The sequence below is a fragment of the Fibrobacter sp. UBA7003 genome (assembly GCA_002449765.1).
Taxonomy (GTDB): Bacteria; Fibrobacterota; Fibrobacteria; order Fibrobacterales; family Fibrobacteraceae; genus Fibrobacter.
Genome location: DJXN01000015.1, coordinates 37010 through 53232, shown reverse-complemented (window position 1 = coordinate 53232; position 16223 = coordinate 37010). Strand labels below are relative to the sequence as shown.

Below are 16223 nucleotides of genomic sequence, written 5' to 3'. Positions count from 1 at the left end.
ATTTCGGGGTCCTAGGGTTATCCCCTAGGCGAGGGGAAGGCTTCCCCCTGCCAATTTATAAAATCACTCCAGAAACATTGCCATGTAGTACGGCAGTGTAACCATCTTGCCAGCAACACCTATGTTGTTTTCGGAAAGCTTGTAGCAAACCTTGGCTGCGTAGTTATCGTTATTCAAAACGGTCTTTGCCGACTTGGAGCGTCCCGTTGTTGCCTTGACTTCAATAATGGCGAGTTCGCCGCCGACATTTTCTACAAAGTCAATTTCTAGCCCCGTATCTTTGCGGAAGTAGAATAGTTTGCGACCTTGTTTAGAGAAACAATCTGCGATGATGTTCTCGTAGATGGCTCCTTTATAGAATCCCAGATCGCCGCTTAGAATCTTGGCCGCGGTGCCGCGTTCCAGCATGGCGACAAAGAGGCCGGAATCCTGCACATAAATCTTAAACGTATTCTCGATCTTGTAGCCTTCAAGGGGTTCTGCGATGTTGGTCAGGTTGTGGCAAATGTTGATTATGCCGCAGTCGTAGAGCCATTGGATTGCGGTTTGGTAATTTTCGGAACGGCCCTTCTTTTCAAGTTGCGAATAGACAAACTTGTTGTTTTCCTTCGCAAGTTGGGCGGGAATCGAATCAAAAACGCGATTGATGCGGCCAAGAAGCGTGCGGTCAATTTCCTCGTTTTCATTCTCGTCAAGGTGTTTGCCGAAATCGTCCTTGTATTCTTCGAGAATGTCCTGCTGTTCCTGCCAAACAACGTTCATGTCGTTCGTTTCGACAAATCGAGAAACGACATAAGGGAGGCCACCCACGCAAAGGTATTCCTTGAAATAGCGGAGCATGGCGTTATGTGTCGCCTCGCTTACGGGTTCTTTTTTCGCGAAGCATTCCTTCAGGTATGCGATGACGTTTTCGCCTATGCCCTTTGCCCACAGAAATTCCTCGAAATCCATAGGTTTCATATAAATTATTCTTTCAAAACCGGTTGGGACGCCTTTTCCCTTTTTACGGTTGTACCCCTTAATACCAAGCAGGGATCCAGTACAGATGACGTCGTAGCGACCGTCTTCCATAAAAGGCTTGATGCTTGCGCGGGCGTTTGCACATTCCTGAATTTCATCGAAGATGATGACGGTCTTGTTTTCGACAAAATGCGCATTAGGGAAAAGTGCCGAAAGGTCTATAGTAATCCTATTGACATTCAGGTCTCCCTCGAAGACCTTCTTCGCATTTTCATTTTCCTTAAAGTTGATATAGACGACGTTCTCGTAGTTGTTGCGGGCGAATTCCAGGACACTGGATGTCTTGCCGATTTGACGCATCCCTTTGACAACCAGGGCCTTCTTTTTGCCCCCCGAGATCTTCCAATTTTCGAATTCTTTAAGGATTTTTCTCTTGAACATACCCTAAAACTACACTTTTCCAACCGAATTGTCAATACTTTAGCGCACTTTTTCAACCGAATTAGTGCATTAAAGTCGCGTTTTTACCACCGAAAAAGTGTAAATTTTCCGATTTTATGCAAATTTCGCCAATTTTAGCCAGCGAATCTGATGATCCAGCGCTGTTTCTCCGAGCCATCGGACACACCGCGAGACGCGTTTTGAAACCATTTTCAAGGTGCTGAACGCCATGGGAATCCAGATGACTCTCGTCCCTAAAATGAAATTCAGGAAACGCTCTAAACAAACGGCGCTTTGCGTCGCTGAGAAAAGGGCGCTATATAGGGTGTAGAGTTTTATCGGGGGTTTTAGGGGTGTCCCCTAGGCGAGGGGGTGATGGAAGACACGGCTAGATGGCGGCTCGAGGGCCGCCATGACGACGGGGCTGCAATCAGGGGGATTCTTCCCCCTTTATGGAAGAAAAAAGGTGTCTTGGTTGCCACTGCGCACCCTATATTCTATCTTTGCGCGCACCGCCAGATGTCGTATTTCTGGGGAACCGGGCGAGAACCGCCCACAAAAAGGATTAATTATGTCTCAGATCGAACTCACCTTCCCCGATGGCTCCGTACGTTCCGTAGCATCGGGCACCACCGGCCTCGAAATTGCGAAGGGCATTTCCGAAGGTCTTGCACGCAAGGCGCTTGGCGTCAAACTCGGCGATAAGGTCCTCGACCTCACGCGCCCGCTTACCGAGAGCGGCACCATCAAGATTATCACGCCGAGCAACGACGACCCGGATGCTCTGATGCTCCTGCGTCACAGCTGCAGCCACGTGCTCGCCGAAGCCATCTGCGACCTGTTCCCGGGCACCAAGCTCGCCTACGGTCCGGCTATCGAAAAGGGTTTCTACTACGATTTGATGACACCGACCCCGATCCAGCAGTCGGATTTCGAGCGCATCGAAAAGCGCATGAAGGAAATCATCAAGGAAGACCGTCCGTTTACCCGTTGCGAAGTCAGCGCCGCCGATGGCCTGAAGCGCACCGAGGGCGACAAGTACAAGACGGATAACGCGCAGCGCGCTCTCGCCCGCGAAGGCAGCGACGGTACGCTGAGCTTCTACGTGACTGGCGAACCGGGCAAGAACTTTGAAGACCTCTGCGCCGGCCCCCACGTGCCTTCTACAGGCAAGCTCAAGAATTTCAAGGTGCTCTCGATGTCCGGTGCTTACTGGCATGGCGACCAGAACAGTGACCAACTGACCCGCGTGTACGGTACCTGCTTTGCCGACAAGGAAGGTCTCGAAACTTATTTGAAGTTCCTCGAAGAAGCCGAAAAGCGCGACCACCGCAAGATCGGTAAGGAAATGGACCTCTACCACATCGAAGACCATTCTCCGGGCATGGTGTTCTGGCACCCGAAGGGCACCAAGATGGTGAACGCCCTTAAGGACTACATCCGCGGTAAGATTGACCGTCGTGGCTACCTCGAAGTGATCACGCCGGAAATCGTGAACAAGACTTTGTGGATCAAGTCCGGCCACGCCGACAAGTACAACGAGAACATGTTCAAGACGCTGGCTGGCGACGTGGAAATGGCCGTGAAGCCGATGAACTGCCCCTGCCACATTCAGATTTTCAATACGGGTCTGCGCAGCTGGCGTGACCTTCCGATGCGCCTTGCCGAATTCGGTAAGTGCCACCGTTACGAACCTGCCGGCACCATGCACGGCCTGATGCGCGTGCGCGGCTTTGTGCAGGACGACGCCCACATCTTCTGTACCGAAGACCAGATTGCAAGCGAAGTGGCTGACTTCTGCGCCCTCGTCAAGGAAATCTACCATGACTTCGGTTTCGACGATATCGTGGTGAAGTTCTCCACCCGCCCCGAAAAGCGCGTGGGTTCCGACGAAATCTGGGACAAGGCTGAAGCCGCCCTCGCCGAAGCCACCAAGCTCGCTGGCCTCGACTACATTCTGAACCCGGGTGAAGGCGCCTTCTACGGTCCGAAGCTCGAATTCACGCTGAAGGACTCCCTCGGACGTGACTGGCAGTGCGGTACCATCCAGGTGGACTTCAACCTCCCGCAGCGTCTCGGCGCCGAGTATGTCGGCAAGGACAACCAGAAGCATATTCCGGTGATGTTGCACCGTGCGGCCGTGGGTTCCATCGAACGCTTCCTCGGCATTTTGATTGAAGAATTCATGGGCGATTTCCCGCTGTGGCTCGCTCCGGTTCAGGCCCGCGTGCTTCCGATTTCCGAGAAGTTCGTTGACTATGCGAAGCAGGTCGAAAAGGAACTCGTGAACGCCGGCGTCCGCGTGGAAGTCGACGAATCCAATGAGAAGCTCGGCTACAAGATCCGCCAGTGCGAATTGCAGAAAGTGCCTTACCTCCTCATCGTCGGCGAGAAAGAAGTTGCCGATGGTGTTGTCTCTGTCCGCCGTCGTAAAGAAGGTGATAAAGGCAGCATGAAGGTTGCCGACTTCCTCAAGATGACCGAAGACGACCGCAAGGTTGTGCGGTAATCATCGCGGCATAAAAGATCCCCGCCTTCGCGGGGATGACATATTAGCAAACGCAGACTCAACCCGAGCCTGCGTTTTTTCTATAAACCTAATTTATTCAAAAACTCTGAATACGAAAGAATCGGAATTCCTGCATGACTTTTTAACTCTGTCAAGTCCTTGTCTCCGCTTACGATGAAATCAACAGGAACACTTTCTGCCATTGACAATATAAAGAGATCCTTGATGGCCCTGATAGGTGATTTTGCCTGTATTGTGATTGGAGTCCAATGGCAAACATTATCCACCATGTCAACAAACGCTTGCCGTGATTCTTGAGAAATAATAACGTTAAATTTCGGACGGGCGACCACAGTTTGAATTTCGTCTAGCAGTTGTTCGCTCATATAAACTTGAACATCATTACGGCATAAAACATCGGCAAGCGAAGCAAGCCGCTTGCCGATCATGAATGATATCCACAAATTTGTGTCGAACAGGACCTTCATTTCCCGTATCGAACAGCGTTGACTTCAGCGGCGATTTCTTCGTCGGTCATCATTGGGGTCTTGGGACATGAATCGACGAATTTCTGGACGATGCTCCGCTTAGACCGCACAGTCCAGCCCATGCGATTCGCTAGCGTTTCCATGATACCCAAATCTTGGGTTGGAATTGTCAGAACAAGATCTTCCATATAAACCTCCTCCATAATATACATTATTCAGGCTTGGACTGTCTCCCCTTTCCAAGTAGGAATAGCCCGTTTGCTTTACCAAATGGCACAAATTCGCCGTTTTCTACACAAAACTGCTCCTTTTTGTAAACTTTTTGGTCGGTCTTTGGTCGTATAGACCAAGGGCAACATCCCGCTCGGCAACTTAAAGCCCGGCGAGTTGCGCACAATTACAGACAAAGTCATTTAATCTGACTTCTCTAGGGGGCTGCTTTTTATTCGTATAAAATTTATTATTATTTCAACATAACCTAAAAGAGGTATTCATGAAAAAGATTTTACTTATTTTCACGACACTTGTTCTTTCTAGTTGTGCCATTTTGATGGGAACAAGCATGCGTCCAATCATTCTTGGGAAAATGCTCATTTACGTCCGTACATCAACAGCAAAGGCATTTATTGCAACCGAGATGCCAGAAAAACTTGAAATCGACACCCCATTCTATGTCAGCGGTCGTTTCGATTACAGAAACGCCATTCATGACACCACTAAAGGAATAGCTTCTGTGACGTTAGATAATGGAGATTTAGAAATGGGTTTCAGACTCGCTTCATATAGCAATGCTTCGCAAAACAACCCAGAAGTTTTTCAGAACGATATAAGCGATTCATTGAAGACAACCAAAATTTTTTCTGCTTACGAAGATTTCTTCCCAAGTTTTACAAAAGAAAATCTTGTCGATGCCGATTATAATTCCGAAAAAAGTATACATACAGATGCTACAAAATAAAAACGCCAAAGGACATCTGCATCGCATCAAGATTAACACCAAAAGGAAATATTATCATCGCCTTCATGCGTAGTTTAACTTACGACACGGATGTTAAGGCAACGCTCCTGGAGGCAATCGAGAGCGTAGAATTCAAAAACTAGAGACTCCTCAAATTTTCACATACAAGGACACCCCGCAAGCACAAACTTGCGGGGCGTTTCTATTGAAAAGGGAGATCCCCGCTGGCGGGGATAACAAGCCTTTAGATCAAGCCTTCGAAGAAATTATTTCCCTTGTCATCCACGAGGATGAATGCCGGGAAGTCCTTGATGGTGATCTTGCGGATGGCTTCCATGCCGAGTTCCGGGAAGGCCACGATGTCGTTGCTGAGGATGTTCTGTTCAGCAAGGATGGCTGCCGGACCGCCGATGGAGCCGAGGAAGAATCCACCGTACTTCTTGCAGGCGTCGGTCACGTCCTGAGAGCGGTTGCCCTTAGCGACCATGATCATCGAAGCGCCCTTGCTCTGGAAGCGCATCACGTACGGGTCCATGCGGTTGGCTGTCGTCGGGCCAAAGCTACCGGTGGGCATGCCTGCCGGAGTCTTGGCCGGGCCGGCGTAGTAAATCGGGTGGTCAGAAACAACCTTGAGCACGGTCTTTTCTTCGTCAGTGAGTTCTTCGCCACGTTCCTGCTTGTCGAAGATTTCAGCAATCTTCGCGTGTGCCATGTCGCGGGCCACAATCATGGTGCCCTTGAGGCTGAGGCGCGTCTTCACCGGGTACTTGGTGAGGTCGGCGAGCACTTCCTTCATCGGGCGGTCGAGGTCGATTTCCACTGCCGGAGCGAGGTTCACGGCATTGCCTGCCGGAATATAGTTTTCCGGATGGTGTTCCATCTTTTCGAGCCAGAGACCGTTCTCGTCAATCTTCGCCTTGATGTTACGGTCGGCAGAGCAGCTCACGCCGATAGAAACCGGGCAGCTTGCAGCGTGACGCGGAGCGCGAATCACGCGCACATCGTGCACCAGGTACTTGCCGCCGAACTGGGCGCCAATGCCCGTCTTCTGGCAAATGTGCAGAACCTTTTCTTCCATTTCGAGGTCGCGGAAAATGCGGCCGCCTTCGGAACCGCTGGTCGGAATATCGTCGAGGTAGCCGCAGCTAGCGAGCTTCACCATGTGGGTGTTCATTTCGGCAGAGGTTCCGCCAATCACAATGGCGAGGTGGTACGGAGGGCATGCCGCAGTACCCAGGGTCTTCACCTTTTCGGCGAGGAACTTTTCCAAGGACTTCGGGTTGAGGAGCGCCTTGGTCATCGGCCAGTAGTAAGTCTTGTTGGCAGAGCCACCGCCCTTGGCGACGAACAAGAATTTCATCTCGGCGCCTTCTTCGGCGTGGATGTCGATCTGGGCAGGCAGGTTGCAACCGGTGTTCTTTTCTTCGTACATCGTGAGCGGAGCAATCTGGCTGTAGCGCAGGTTCTTGGTGGTGTAGGCGTTGTAGATACCTTCGGAAATGGCTTCGGCATCGTCAAAGCCCGTCCAGACCTGCTGGCCCTTGTGGGCTACGCAAATAGCCGTACCCGTGTCCTGGCAGAACGGGAGGATGCCCTTTGCGGCAACGCAGGCGTTCTTGAGCATGGTGAGCGCGACAAACTTGTCGTTGTCCGAAGCTTCCGGGTCCTGCAAAATCTTGGCGACCTTGGCCGTGTGGGCCGGACGCAGGCAGAATTCGACTTCTTCAAAGGCGGCCTGGGCAATCTTGGTGAGCGCCTCGGGGGCGACCTTCAGAATCTTCTTGCCTTCGAATTCGGCGACGGAAACGCCGTCTTTACCGAGGTTCACGTATTCGGTAGTATCTTCACCGTGCTGGACGGTAGCTTCGTATTTGAATGCCATAGTTAGTGTCTCTAGTGAGGGGTTAAATTTTGATTCATAAGATAAAAATTGCCCCGACCGAAGGGGGCGGTCTCGCCAGGCGTAATGCCTTTTTTTGTAAAAACCGCCGATGAACGTACAAAAAAAGGGGATTATTTGAATTTTTTTTATTTTTTTTTAGCAATTCGCCCCAAGATGTGCTATTTTTTAGAGCGTAAGTTTAAAAACAACCCCTAAAGAGGAATGGAATCTATGATGAAAAAGATTTTGATGGTCTCCATGCTCGCCGCAGCAGTCGCATTCGCTGCGCCGGCCAAGTCCGCCAAGAAGGCAGCCCCCGCTGCCGCACCGGCACCTGCCGCCGAAGCCGCTGCTCCGGCCCCTGCCGCTGAAGCAGCCCCGGCCGCCGCTCCCGCTGCCGAAGCCGCACCGGCACCTGCCGCTGAAGCAGCCCCGGCCGCCGCTCCTGCTGCTGAAGCCGCTCCTGCCGCTGCCGACACCGCCAAGGCTGCCGAAGCTGCTCCTGCTGAAGCAGCGCCCGCTGCCGAGGCCGCTCCTGCCGAAGCCGTAGCCGCCACTGATTCCGCCGCCGCTCCTGCTGAAGCAGCGCCCGCCGAAGCTGCCGCTCCGGCCGACACCGCCAAGACCGAAGTCCTCGAAGCCAAGACCGAAGAAGCCCCGGTAGACTCCGCCGCTCTCGCCAAGGCCGAAGAAGAAAAGAAGGCTGCCGAAGCTGAAGCCAAGGCCAAGGCCGAAGAACAGCAGAAGATTGAAGCTTCCAGCATGGGTTCTGCAAAGACCACCATCATGGAAAATCCGTGGGAATTCCTCGTGGTTTCCGCCCTGTTCGTTGCTTCTGTGCTCGTGATCATCTTCACCGGGGACTGATAAGCTCCTTCAAAAAGGTTTAAGAGAGACGGCTTCTGGCCGTCTTTCTTTTTGCAATCTTTGTTGTATTTCCAGATGCATATAAGAAGGCCGCGGTCACAAGGACCACGGCCTTCGTTAAATGAGTTTGCCGCCTTCTAGTTGGGCGAAACCATGCAAAGCGCGGTGACCGTTGCCTCGATGGAGAACTTCTTGCCAGGCGCGCAGCTGTTGCCGGGATTGAAGTAACCGATGTTGTCAACCTGGTTTCCGTCCACGGTAATCTTGAGGGACATGTAATCGGCTCCAACCTTGGGCACGCAAGAAAGGTTGCAGTTTGCCTTCGCAGTATTCGGAACCTGGGCGGTAATCGGGGACTGCGCCGGAATGAACATGGAATCCGGGAGATTCGCGCGGTTGGTTTCGCCATACTGTGGGCTATTGACATCGGCAACGATGAGCACTAGGTCCACCGATTCGGGGTCAAGCACAGTCACGCCGTCGCACTGGTAAGTTTGCGTGGTCCTGTCATCGTTGGTCACGGCAACCATGGGGGCAACCTTCTGCTTGTGCATCGAAGCTTCTGCAGACAAAGTAGCACTCGTCCCCGAACCAGAAATCGTCCCGAGCGTCGAAGTCCAGGCATACCCGGTGATGTTCGCATCGGATTCCGCCTCGACCTTCCACGTAATCGTTTCGCCCGCCTTGGCTGTTTCCTTGTCGGCCTTGCAGGAATTGATAGTAATAGGAATGCCCTGCACCTGTAGGGGATCACAAACGACATCTGCACCATCGACGTTCAGCGTTGCCGTGTAAGTTCCGGACTGCTCATACGAAACATCCACGGAATTCATCCCATTCCCCTGCACCGTCTTGTTCAGTTCGGGGAATTTCCATACAAACGGAGCCATGATGGCATCAAAGACATCGCCACCTTCACGATAGAACGACCACGTCGCCATGCCACCCTTCTCAATGATGGGGGTCTTGGGACCGCAACTTCCGGAAACTTTGAGAGACGGCTCGTTCAGAACCTCTTCAGAAGACTCCGTCGCCGTCTTGGAAGATGACGAGGCAACGGGCTTGGATGCCTGCGAGGAGGACGAAGGCGGCTTTGAGACTGTCGACGAGGAAGAGGTACCTCCCTCCTGGGAGAGCTTGCTTTCGGAAGACACCGCAGGAGGGTCATCGGGCAACTGGCTAGACGGTTCCTTGGGACCTGCCACCTCGTCTCCACAAGCGGAAAGACCGAACAGCGACAATCCGGAAACGAACAGCGCCGAAGCAGGAATGTAAAAAAATCTTTTCTTAAAAAAAGAGGATGTCATACTTTGAAATATATAAAAAAAAGCCCGAATGAGTAGTTTTTTTTGATACACTTTTTTTCAACCGCGTTAAAAATGTCTATTTTCTAGATGGGATTGTTGTGAGTACTTTTTTAAGGGAGGCTATATGCCGTTTTTCCTAGTAGCAGGATTGCTTCTGGCATCTCTGACTTTTGCTGCGGTTGACCAAGAACAACCGACACCCTATGACTTGATTCGTCCGATATGGCCCATGAAGTGGGATACTGCCGCCACAGACAACGGCGGTACAGTCGAGAGTTTCAGCAAGTATACTCCGAACCCCCGCAAGCACAATACCGTGCCCCCCGTCGGATCCATGCCCCAAGACTTTGTTCCAAACGGAATCATTCCCGACTCGTTGAACCAGGCTTTCCGTGACGCACAGAACCTCCGTATCGGCCGTATCCGTATCAACCAGGCGGGCTACCTGCCCGAAGACCCGGAAAAGCAGTTCTATTATGTATCCGCGGGCAACTGTAGCGAAAAATTCTCCGTTGTCGATTTGGAAGGGAACGAAGTCTTTACTGGCGGAACCTTTACCAACTCCGGCAAGTCCACCGGGTCCAGTTGGGACATCAAGGCAGGAACTGACGCCGCGACGAACAACCAAGGGCGCTACACGGCCAAGGCCATAGGTCCCGAGGGCAAGGTTTGTATCGGCCAACTGAGCCAGGCGACCGGACTCGACATGAACAAGCGCTACCGCGTCAAGGTGCTGAGCCAGTATTCCGCTACCTTTATTATTAGCGACAAGGTCTACTCGATGGTCCGCGATGCGACCCTCAAGTTCTATGGTATCAACCGTTCCGGCAATTCGGAATCCTGGTTCCACAAGCCGAGCCACACCAAAGACGGCAGCGGCAAGTTCGTAAAGGGTGTCGGCGCCGTCACAGGCTTCACTCCAGAAGAGGGCGCACTGCAGGGCGGCTGGTACGACTGCGGTGACCACCTGAAGGAATCCCAGACCCAGGCCTATGCATTCATGGTGCTTGCCGTGATGGCGGCATCGAGCCCGGAACGCGACGAGGACCACTACGCCTACAACATGGGCGAAACCATCAATACCGACGGTATTCCCGACATTCTGCGCGAAGCCAAGCACGGTGCCGACTTCTTTTTGCGCGCCTACCGTTTTGCAAATGGCGTCATCGACAATATGGCCGTCTCCGTAGGAAACTTTGGCGCCGACCACGGATGGTGGGGACGCCCCGAAAACCAGGATGCGCTGCCCACGACATTGACCGGTCGCGGAGGTCCGCATGAACGTGACATCCGCCTCGGCGAACTGGGTTCCAACATTTCGGGCCAGATCGCGGCGGGCCTCGCCATTTTGAGCAAGGAATACGCGACATACGACAAGCCCTTTGCTGATAGCTGCCTTGTCGTGGCCGAAAAGATGTACGATTTCGCCAAGAACCTGAAGCTCAAGGAAAAGAGCCTTGGCCCCGGAACCTACGACGGCGGAAAGGCCTATGTGCACAATACGAAGGCCGACGGCTGGTCGAGCCCGGCCTACAACGGCAACAACGAGTCGCACGACGACCTCGCCATTGCGGCCATTGCGCTTCACTTCGCCACCTACGAAAAGACCGGCAAGATGGACTACCTGAACGACGCCGTGGAAGATACGCAAATTGGTGTCCCACAGGAAGCCTCGACCGGGTTCTTCCATGGCGGCTGGATGGCCTGGAACCGCGACGGCATGAGGAAGTCGAGCAAGAATACGAGCTGGGCGAACGCCTACACCTACACGCTCTACGGCTTCTATAAGATGCTTTTGCGCGACAAGGAAACGGGCCTCAAGTACGGCATCGACGACAAGACCCGCCTGACCTACGCCGAAAATGTCGCCTTGATTCTCGGCACCAACATCAGCTACCTGAGCGGAAGCGGTTCCCAGAGCATTACTATCCCGACCCTGAACGGCCCGACCCCTGTTTCGTTCGGAGACCTGTGGTACAACATGCAGACTGACCAAACCTGGATTTACAACCGCTACCAGGCGGGCAACATTTTCGAAGTACTCGCCTATTCCGACGTGACCAAGGATTTGGAAGGAATCAACCTGCCGCAGAAGGGCATGCAGAACTGGAACTCCGCAGAGATGAAACAGCTGGGCATCAACCAGCTGAACTACATGCTCGGCGTGAACCCCTGGGATGTTTCCTTCTTGCTGGGCGTGGGCGACAAGAACGACGCCCACCCGCACCACCGTGCATCGAACCCCGAAGGCAAGAACATGCCGGGTGCTGGCTACAAGTACAACCCGCCCACGGGCGCCCTGTTCGGCGGCGTGACCCCCGGCGTCGAGAACGCCTGGTCGCCCTCGACGCTCAGCTGGGAAGACTACCACCTTTCCGAAACCTGTATCGACGCTACGGCCATGTTCGTGGCTTCGAGCGCGGTTGCCGTCCGCGAAGAAGACCGCAACCGCGCCCCCTCCCAGATTAACGTGGAAATCCGTTACGTGGGCTACGATTCTGCCATCGTAAAGATTTCCCAGGACATGCGCGGCCCCGCCATGATCCTCTACAGCACCAGTGAAACCGGTCCGTTCAACATTCCCGCGAAGGATACCGTCAACGGCGTAAAGCACGAGATCCACCTGACGGGGCTCCAGAACGGCACAACCTACTACTTCAAGGTCATCGCGATTAACATCAGGAGCGAAGCATACGCCACCAAGTGGCTCGTCGACAGCACCACGACCCCGTTCTCGTTCACGACCCTCGTGAGCCCGCCGGCCCCGGCCGACATCCAGAACGTGAAGGTCTGCAACCTGAGTTCCGACAGCGCCGAAATCATGTGGTACACACCCAACGGCCAGTACGAATCCAAGGTCTACTGGGATACGACACTCACGAGCTACGACAAGATGACCTGTCCCACGACCCCGAGGGGCACCTGCGATATCGACGGCAATGCGGATGTTTCGGGAATTCCGACCAGCTTCCACTACGTGAAGATTGGCAAGCTCAAGGAAAAGACGACCTACTACTACTGCGTAGAAAGCAACGGGGTGCAGCGCTGCACCGACGACAACGGCATGCCGCTCAAGTTTACTACTCCCGTGACGCACTACGACTTCGACGTAAGCGTGTACCAGTACGAGTTCGGCGGGATGGACTTCCTGAACCTGAACCTCACCAACAACGAGGACCGCGCGTTCAACGAACTGACCCTTAGATTCTACGTGACAGCAAAGCCCGAAGAAATCGAGGCCGTCCCCGGCCAGAACAACCAACCGGGAACCTGCCCCCTGCTGGTGGATTCCGACATTTGCCAGGCCTATGACGAAGCGGGCTTCAACAGGCCCTGCGTGAACGAAAGAGGCGAGAATGTCGACGATTCCATACGCTACTACCTGAGACATGCCGTGCCGGTAAAACTTGAAGACACCTACAACCCGGCAACGGGCGAATACGACTGGTACATCCCGATTCCGCTGGGCGGCACGACCATCAAATCGTCATCGCGCATGCGTATCGACATCGGTTTCTCCAGCGGCATTTACCAGAACAACATGTGCGAAACGCTCCGCACTCCGGGCAAGAAGCGCCTCGTGACCGGCGGCAACTCTCCCGACTGGTCTTGGGCGGCCCACAAGCGCGACGACGACGGGGCCGACTACGATGGCGTTCCCGCATGGGACAAGGACCAGGGCGACTTCGAGCAGGCACCTGTCAACCCCTACATTGTAGTCTACCGCAAGGACGAGTTCATATCGGGCTTCAGCCCCTCCTACAAGGAAATGACCACCAAGCGCGCCCACTACGACATGACCGTAGCGTTCGACGCTCCGTTCAACGTGTCCAACGGTTCCTATGTGCGAATCGACACGGCGACAAGCGTCATGCACCTGCGCGGCACGGCACTGATTTCGGAAAGCGGCTACGTGAACAGCATCTGGGTGAACGGCGTGGCGCTCACCAAGGAACAACTCGCGAAGGCGGCCGTCTACAACTACGAGACCGGCAAGTTCGACCTGGACATCCCGGCCAAGATGACCATCGGCACCAACAAGGTGGACGTGACCGTGTTCGCGGGTCCGAACCCCGAATGTGCTGAATGCCAAGAAAATGGCGGATGCGCGTTCGTGAACCGCACCTACTACGTGCAGTTCAGCAAGGGCGACCGCACCCAGGGCTCGCTGTTGCTTGTACAGAAGGACGGGAACTCGGTAACGAGCCCCGCCAAGACAGACGGTTCCCTTCAGTTCCAGATTCAGCTGCGCGACAAGGACAGCCGCAACAACGAGACTATGCCCGTGAAGGTTTTCAATTCGCGCACCGGGGACTCTATCGAAGTCATTCTCAGGCGCGATAATGAGGCCCTGGGCTACTTCTCCGGCGACTGGCTCAAGGCAAGTTCGAGCGAAGACGCCTACCCCAACATCCACTTCCTCGGTGGCGACACCATCTGGGTCAAGTACCAAGACCCGGCCGACGAAGAAGAACGCGACTCCGTCTGGTTCTACTCGCAGCCGACCCGGCCCGACCCCAAGAAGGCTCTCTTTACAAGCGAAGTCTGCTCCATGACCGGCGCACCCGTAAATGACATGAGCCTCAATATCGAATTCAGCGGAAGCCAGTTCGATGGCACCAAGATTATCCTCGACAGCGTGATGGTCTCGCTCGATTCCACCGCGACATTCGCAGGCAATTCCTTCGTGCTGACTCCGTCTTCCACCGTGACGGGTGCGACAGCCTCCTTCCCCCTTTCCGACTCGCTCGTCAGCATCGCGAACCCGAAGGGTAACGTCACCGTCTACTTGCGCGAAAACGGGAAGGCCCAGACGGCGACCGTAGCCATTACCGACGCCATCAAGCCGAAGCTCGTGAGCGTTTCCATTCTGGAAAACGAGAACCACGAAAACGAACGCGACACGCTCAAGGTTTCGTTCTCGGAACCTATCAACCTAGGTTCAAAGACGGAATGGCCCCTTGAGGTTTACGACGGCACATCCGAAGTCGTGCAGGCCGGCATCCGCGTCATTTCGGCAACATCCAGCGACGACGGCAAGAGCTGGCTCTATGTCATCGAAGGCAACACGAACGGGAACCTGATCAAGCCCGGGTTCCGCACACAAATTGCCGGATCCTTCCAGGTGAACGACATGTCCACTAACGCGCTCGCCTCCTGCGAACCGATTACGGTGACAGAATCGACCCGACCTGTGCCCGTGCATTACGCAAGGATCTTCGATGTCGAAGGCGACGGCCAGCCCGACTCCATCTACATCGAGTTCGTGAAACTGCTCCGCGACAAGAACATTCCCGACACGATCGACGTGTACTGGGGCAGCCCCGCCGTCTACACGCCGTTCACCACGCCCGCCGGCGGATGGGCCCTCGATACGGTCTATGGCGAAAAGACTCCTGTCGCCATAACAAAGCTGGACTCTGCCAACGGAACCTGGATAAAGGGAACCGTCAAGAAGACCTGCATCAGTTTCAAGGACGTGACGACCTACGTCACAGACACGGTTTTCACCTGCACCTACCTCGATGCGGAACAGACCGTTGTCGACCAATGCACGGTTGACCATATCGACACGCTTTCTTCTACAGTCTCGCAGAAATGCGACCAGTACCAGACATCGCAGGATTCTTCGTTCATTCCGAAAATTGACACCGTGGGCTGGGACTCGGCACAGACCGAGCATAGCGCCATCAGGATTGCGATTCCGGACGGCCTGTACAAGAACATGACCTACGGTTCTAGTGGCGGCAACGGAGCTATCCTCCCGCGCAAGGGATCTCTCGAAAGCCTGCTGGATGCAACACGGGCAACGCTCATCGACAACTGCCCGCCCATCATCATAAAGGCGACCAAGAGTTCCGTAAGCTCTTACGAGTTCCTCGAGGCGACCATGTCTGAACCGCTCCAGAGCATCGACAACCCAGTTCTCGAATACATCGAAAGGAAGCGCGGCTCGCAGGAGGGAATCTACCTCAAGCCGATCTCGGTGACCACGAAGAACGAGACCAAGGAGACGTTCGGCTACACGGACGAATCCGAAGGCGCCGTCCGCGTGGGCGACTTCATCAGGCTCGTGCCTCTCAAGGAACTTTCTCGCTACAAGGACAAGGCGGGCAACTACCCCACCATCAACAACCCGTGGGTTATCGTTGGTGGTGATGCTGCCGAGAAGACGAAGTTCAAGGTGACGCTCGCAAGCAATATCACCACTCCGTCCAAGGAAATGCCCTACGCCGATGTTCCCGTGAAGGAAGGCGACATCTTCCGCATCACCGTCAAGAACTCGAACGGGACGGAAACCCTGCTCAACCTGAACGACAATAAGCTCTCGGCGACCGCCATCGTGCTTGACACCAATACCTACAAGCATGCGGGCCCGCAGTTCTTCGTGGATATCACCATGCCGTCGGCTCTCCAGACCGACGACTTCGGCAAGCCTATCTTCGATTTCGACATCCGCTTCACGATGAACGTCTACGACAACCTCGGGCAGTTCATCGCGAACCAAGATATCCGAATCGACCTCGACGACATCGGTCGCGACAAGATTTCGGAAGACGGCGTGCTGCACCTGAACCTCGAATGGCTTGCGCCCAACGGTTCCCCGGCAAGCAAGACCGGCCGCAGGCTTGGCACTGGTGCCTACATTGCGAAGTTTGATTTTGAATCCAAGGCAACCTACGTTGCGGAATCCGGTTCGGGAGATGACCTCGACTACGAAAAGGGCGACGTCATCAAGGCGAATGACAACACGACGAAGACCTTCGGTTTCAAACGAGCCAAGAAGTGACGCCTCGTGCTGAACAATTAT

General features: G+C 54.2%; 9 protein-coding genes. 4 read left to right on the top strand and 5 right to left on the bottom strand.

What is annotated here, in order from left to right; all coding sequences use genetic code 11:
* Nucleotides 1-63: 63 nt before the first annotated feature.
* Nucleotides 64-1401 (bottom strand): ATP-binding protein, encoded by a 1338-nt coding sequence (locus B2952_RS12315; RefSeq protein ID WP_290733358.1) that lies wholly within the window; start codon nucleotides 1399-1401, stop codon nucleotides 64-66.
* A gap of 571 nt (nucleotides 1402-1972) precedes the next feature.
* Between B2952_RS12315 and thrS the strand changes: the two genes are divergently transcribed.
* Nucleotides 1973-3910, top strand: a complete 1938-nt coding sequence (gene thrS / locus B2952_RS12310; protein ID WP_290733356.1) for a threonine--tRNA ligase — start codon at nucleotides 1973-1975, stop codon at nucleotides 3908-3910.
* Between the two features lie 80 nt (nucleotides 3911-3990).
* On the opposite strand, the gene B2952_RS12305 is transcribed toward thrS, so the two are convergent.
* Nucleotides 3991-4398, bottom strand: coding sequence for a putative toxin-antitoxin system toxin component, PIN family (locus B2952_RS12305; RefSeq protein ID WP_290733354.1), 408 nt, complete (start codon nucleotides 4396-4398; stop codon nucleotides 3991-3993).
* On the bottom strand, nucleotides 4395-4541 hold the full coding sequence (locus B2952_RS12300; protein WP_290781645.1) for a hypothetical protein: 147 nt from the start codon (nucleotides 4539-4541) through the stop codon (nucleotides 4395-4397). Before B2952_RS12300 ends, B2952_RS12305 begins: the two co-directional genes overlap by 4 nt.
* A 350-nt stretch (nucleotides 4542-4891) precedes the next feature.
* On the opposite strand from B2952_RS12300, the gene B2952_RS12295 reads away from it, so the two are divergent.
* Entirely contained in the window at nucleotides 4892-5356 is a 465-nt protein-coding gene (locus B2952_RS12295; protein WP_290733352.1) for a hypothetical protein, read from the top strand.
* Nucleotides 5357-5600: 244 nt separating this feature from the next.
* Here the strand turns inward: B2952_RS12295 and B2952_RS12290 are convergent, their stop codons facing one another.
* The gene (locus B2952_RS12290) at nucleotides 5601-7238 is read right to left on the bottom strand and encodes a fumarate hydratase (RefSeq protein ID WP_072976394.1); all 1638 of its coding nucleotides are present in this window, start codon (nucleotides 7236-7238) and stop codon (nucleotides 5601-5603) included.
* A 231-nt stretch (nucleotides 7239-7469) separates the two neighbouring features.
* Here B2952_RS12290 and B2952_RS12285 point away from each other — a divergent pair, with 231 nt between their 5' ends.
* Nucleotides 7470-8105 carry a hypothetical protein gene (locus B2952_RS12285; protein WP_290733348.1) on the top strand — a complete coding sequence of 212 codons (636 nt, stop codon included), beginning with the start codon at nucleotides 7470-7472 and terminating at the stop codon, nucleotides 8103-8105.
* A gap of 137 nt (nucleotides 8106-8242) precedes the next feature.
* Here the strand turns inward: B2952_RS12285 and B2952_RS12280 are convergent, their stop codons facing one another.
* Entirely contained in the window at nucleotides 8243-9412 is a 1170-nt protein-coding gene (locus B2952_RS12280) for a hypothetical protein (RefSeq protein ID WP_290733346.1), read from the bottom strand.
* Between the two features lie 124 nt (nucleotides 9413-9536).
* On the opposite strand from B2952_RS12280, the gene B2952_RS12275 reads away from it, so the two are divergent.
* Nucleotides 9537-16202: a glycoside hydrolase family 9 protein gene (locus B2952_RS12275; protein ID WP_290733344.1), complete on the top strand. Its 6666-nt coding sequence runs from the start codon at nucleotides 9537-9539 to the stop codon at nucleotides 16200-16202.
* Nucleotides 16203-16223: the final 21 nt, after the last annotated feature.

Excerpts from the sequence above, each read along its gene's own strand:
- B2952_RS12315 (WP_290733358.1), bottom strand. The coding sequence starts at position 1,401 with ATGTTCAAGAGAAAAATCCTTAAAGAATTCGAAAATTGGAAGATCTCG.
- thrS (WP_290733356.1), top strand. The coding sequence starts at position 1,973 with ATGTCTCAGATCGAACTCACCTTCCCCGATGGCTCCGTACGTTCCGTA.
- B2952_RS12305 (WP_290733354.1), bottom strand. The coding sequence starts at position 4,398 with ATGAAGGTCCTGTTCGACACAAATTTGTGGATATCATTCATGATCGGC.
- B2952_RS12300 (WP_290781645.1), bottom strand. The coding sequence starts at position 4,541 with ATGGAAACGCTAGCGAATCGCATGGGCTGGACTGTGCGGTCTAAGCGG.
- B2952_RS12295 (WP_290733352.1), top strand. The coding sequence starts at position 4,892 with ATGAAAAAGATTTTACTTATTTTCACGACACTTGTTCTTTCTAGTTGT.
- B2952_RS12290 (WP_072976394.1), bottom strand. The coding sequence starts at position 7,238 with ATGGCATTCAAATACGAAGCTACCGTCCAGCACGGTGAAGATACTACC.
- B2952_RS12285 (WP_290733348.1), top strand. The coding sequence starts at position 7,470 with ATGATGAAAAAGATTTTGATGGTCTCCATGCTCGCCGCAGCAGTCGCA.
- B2952_RS12280 (WP_290733346.1), bottom strand. The coding sequence starts at position 9,412 with ATGACATCCTCTTTTTTTAAGAAAAGATTTTTTTACATTCCTGCTTCG.
- B2952_RS12275 (WP_290733344.1), top strand. The coding sequence starts at position 9,537 with ATGCCGTTTTTCCTAGTAGCAGGATTGCTTCTGGCATCTCTGACTTTT.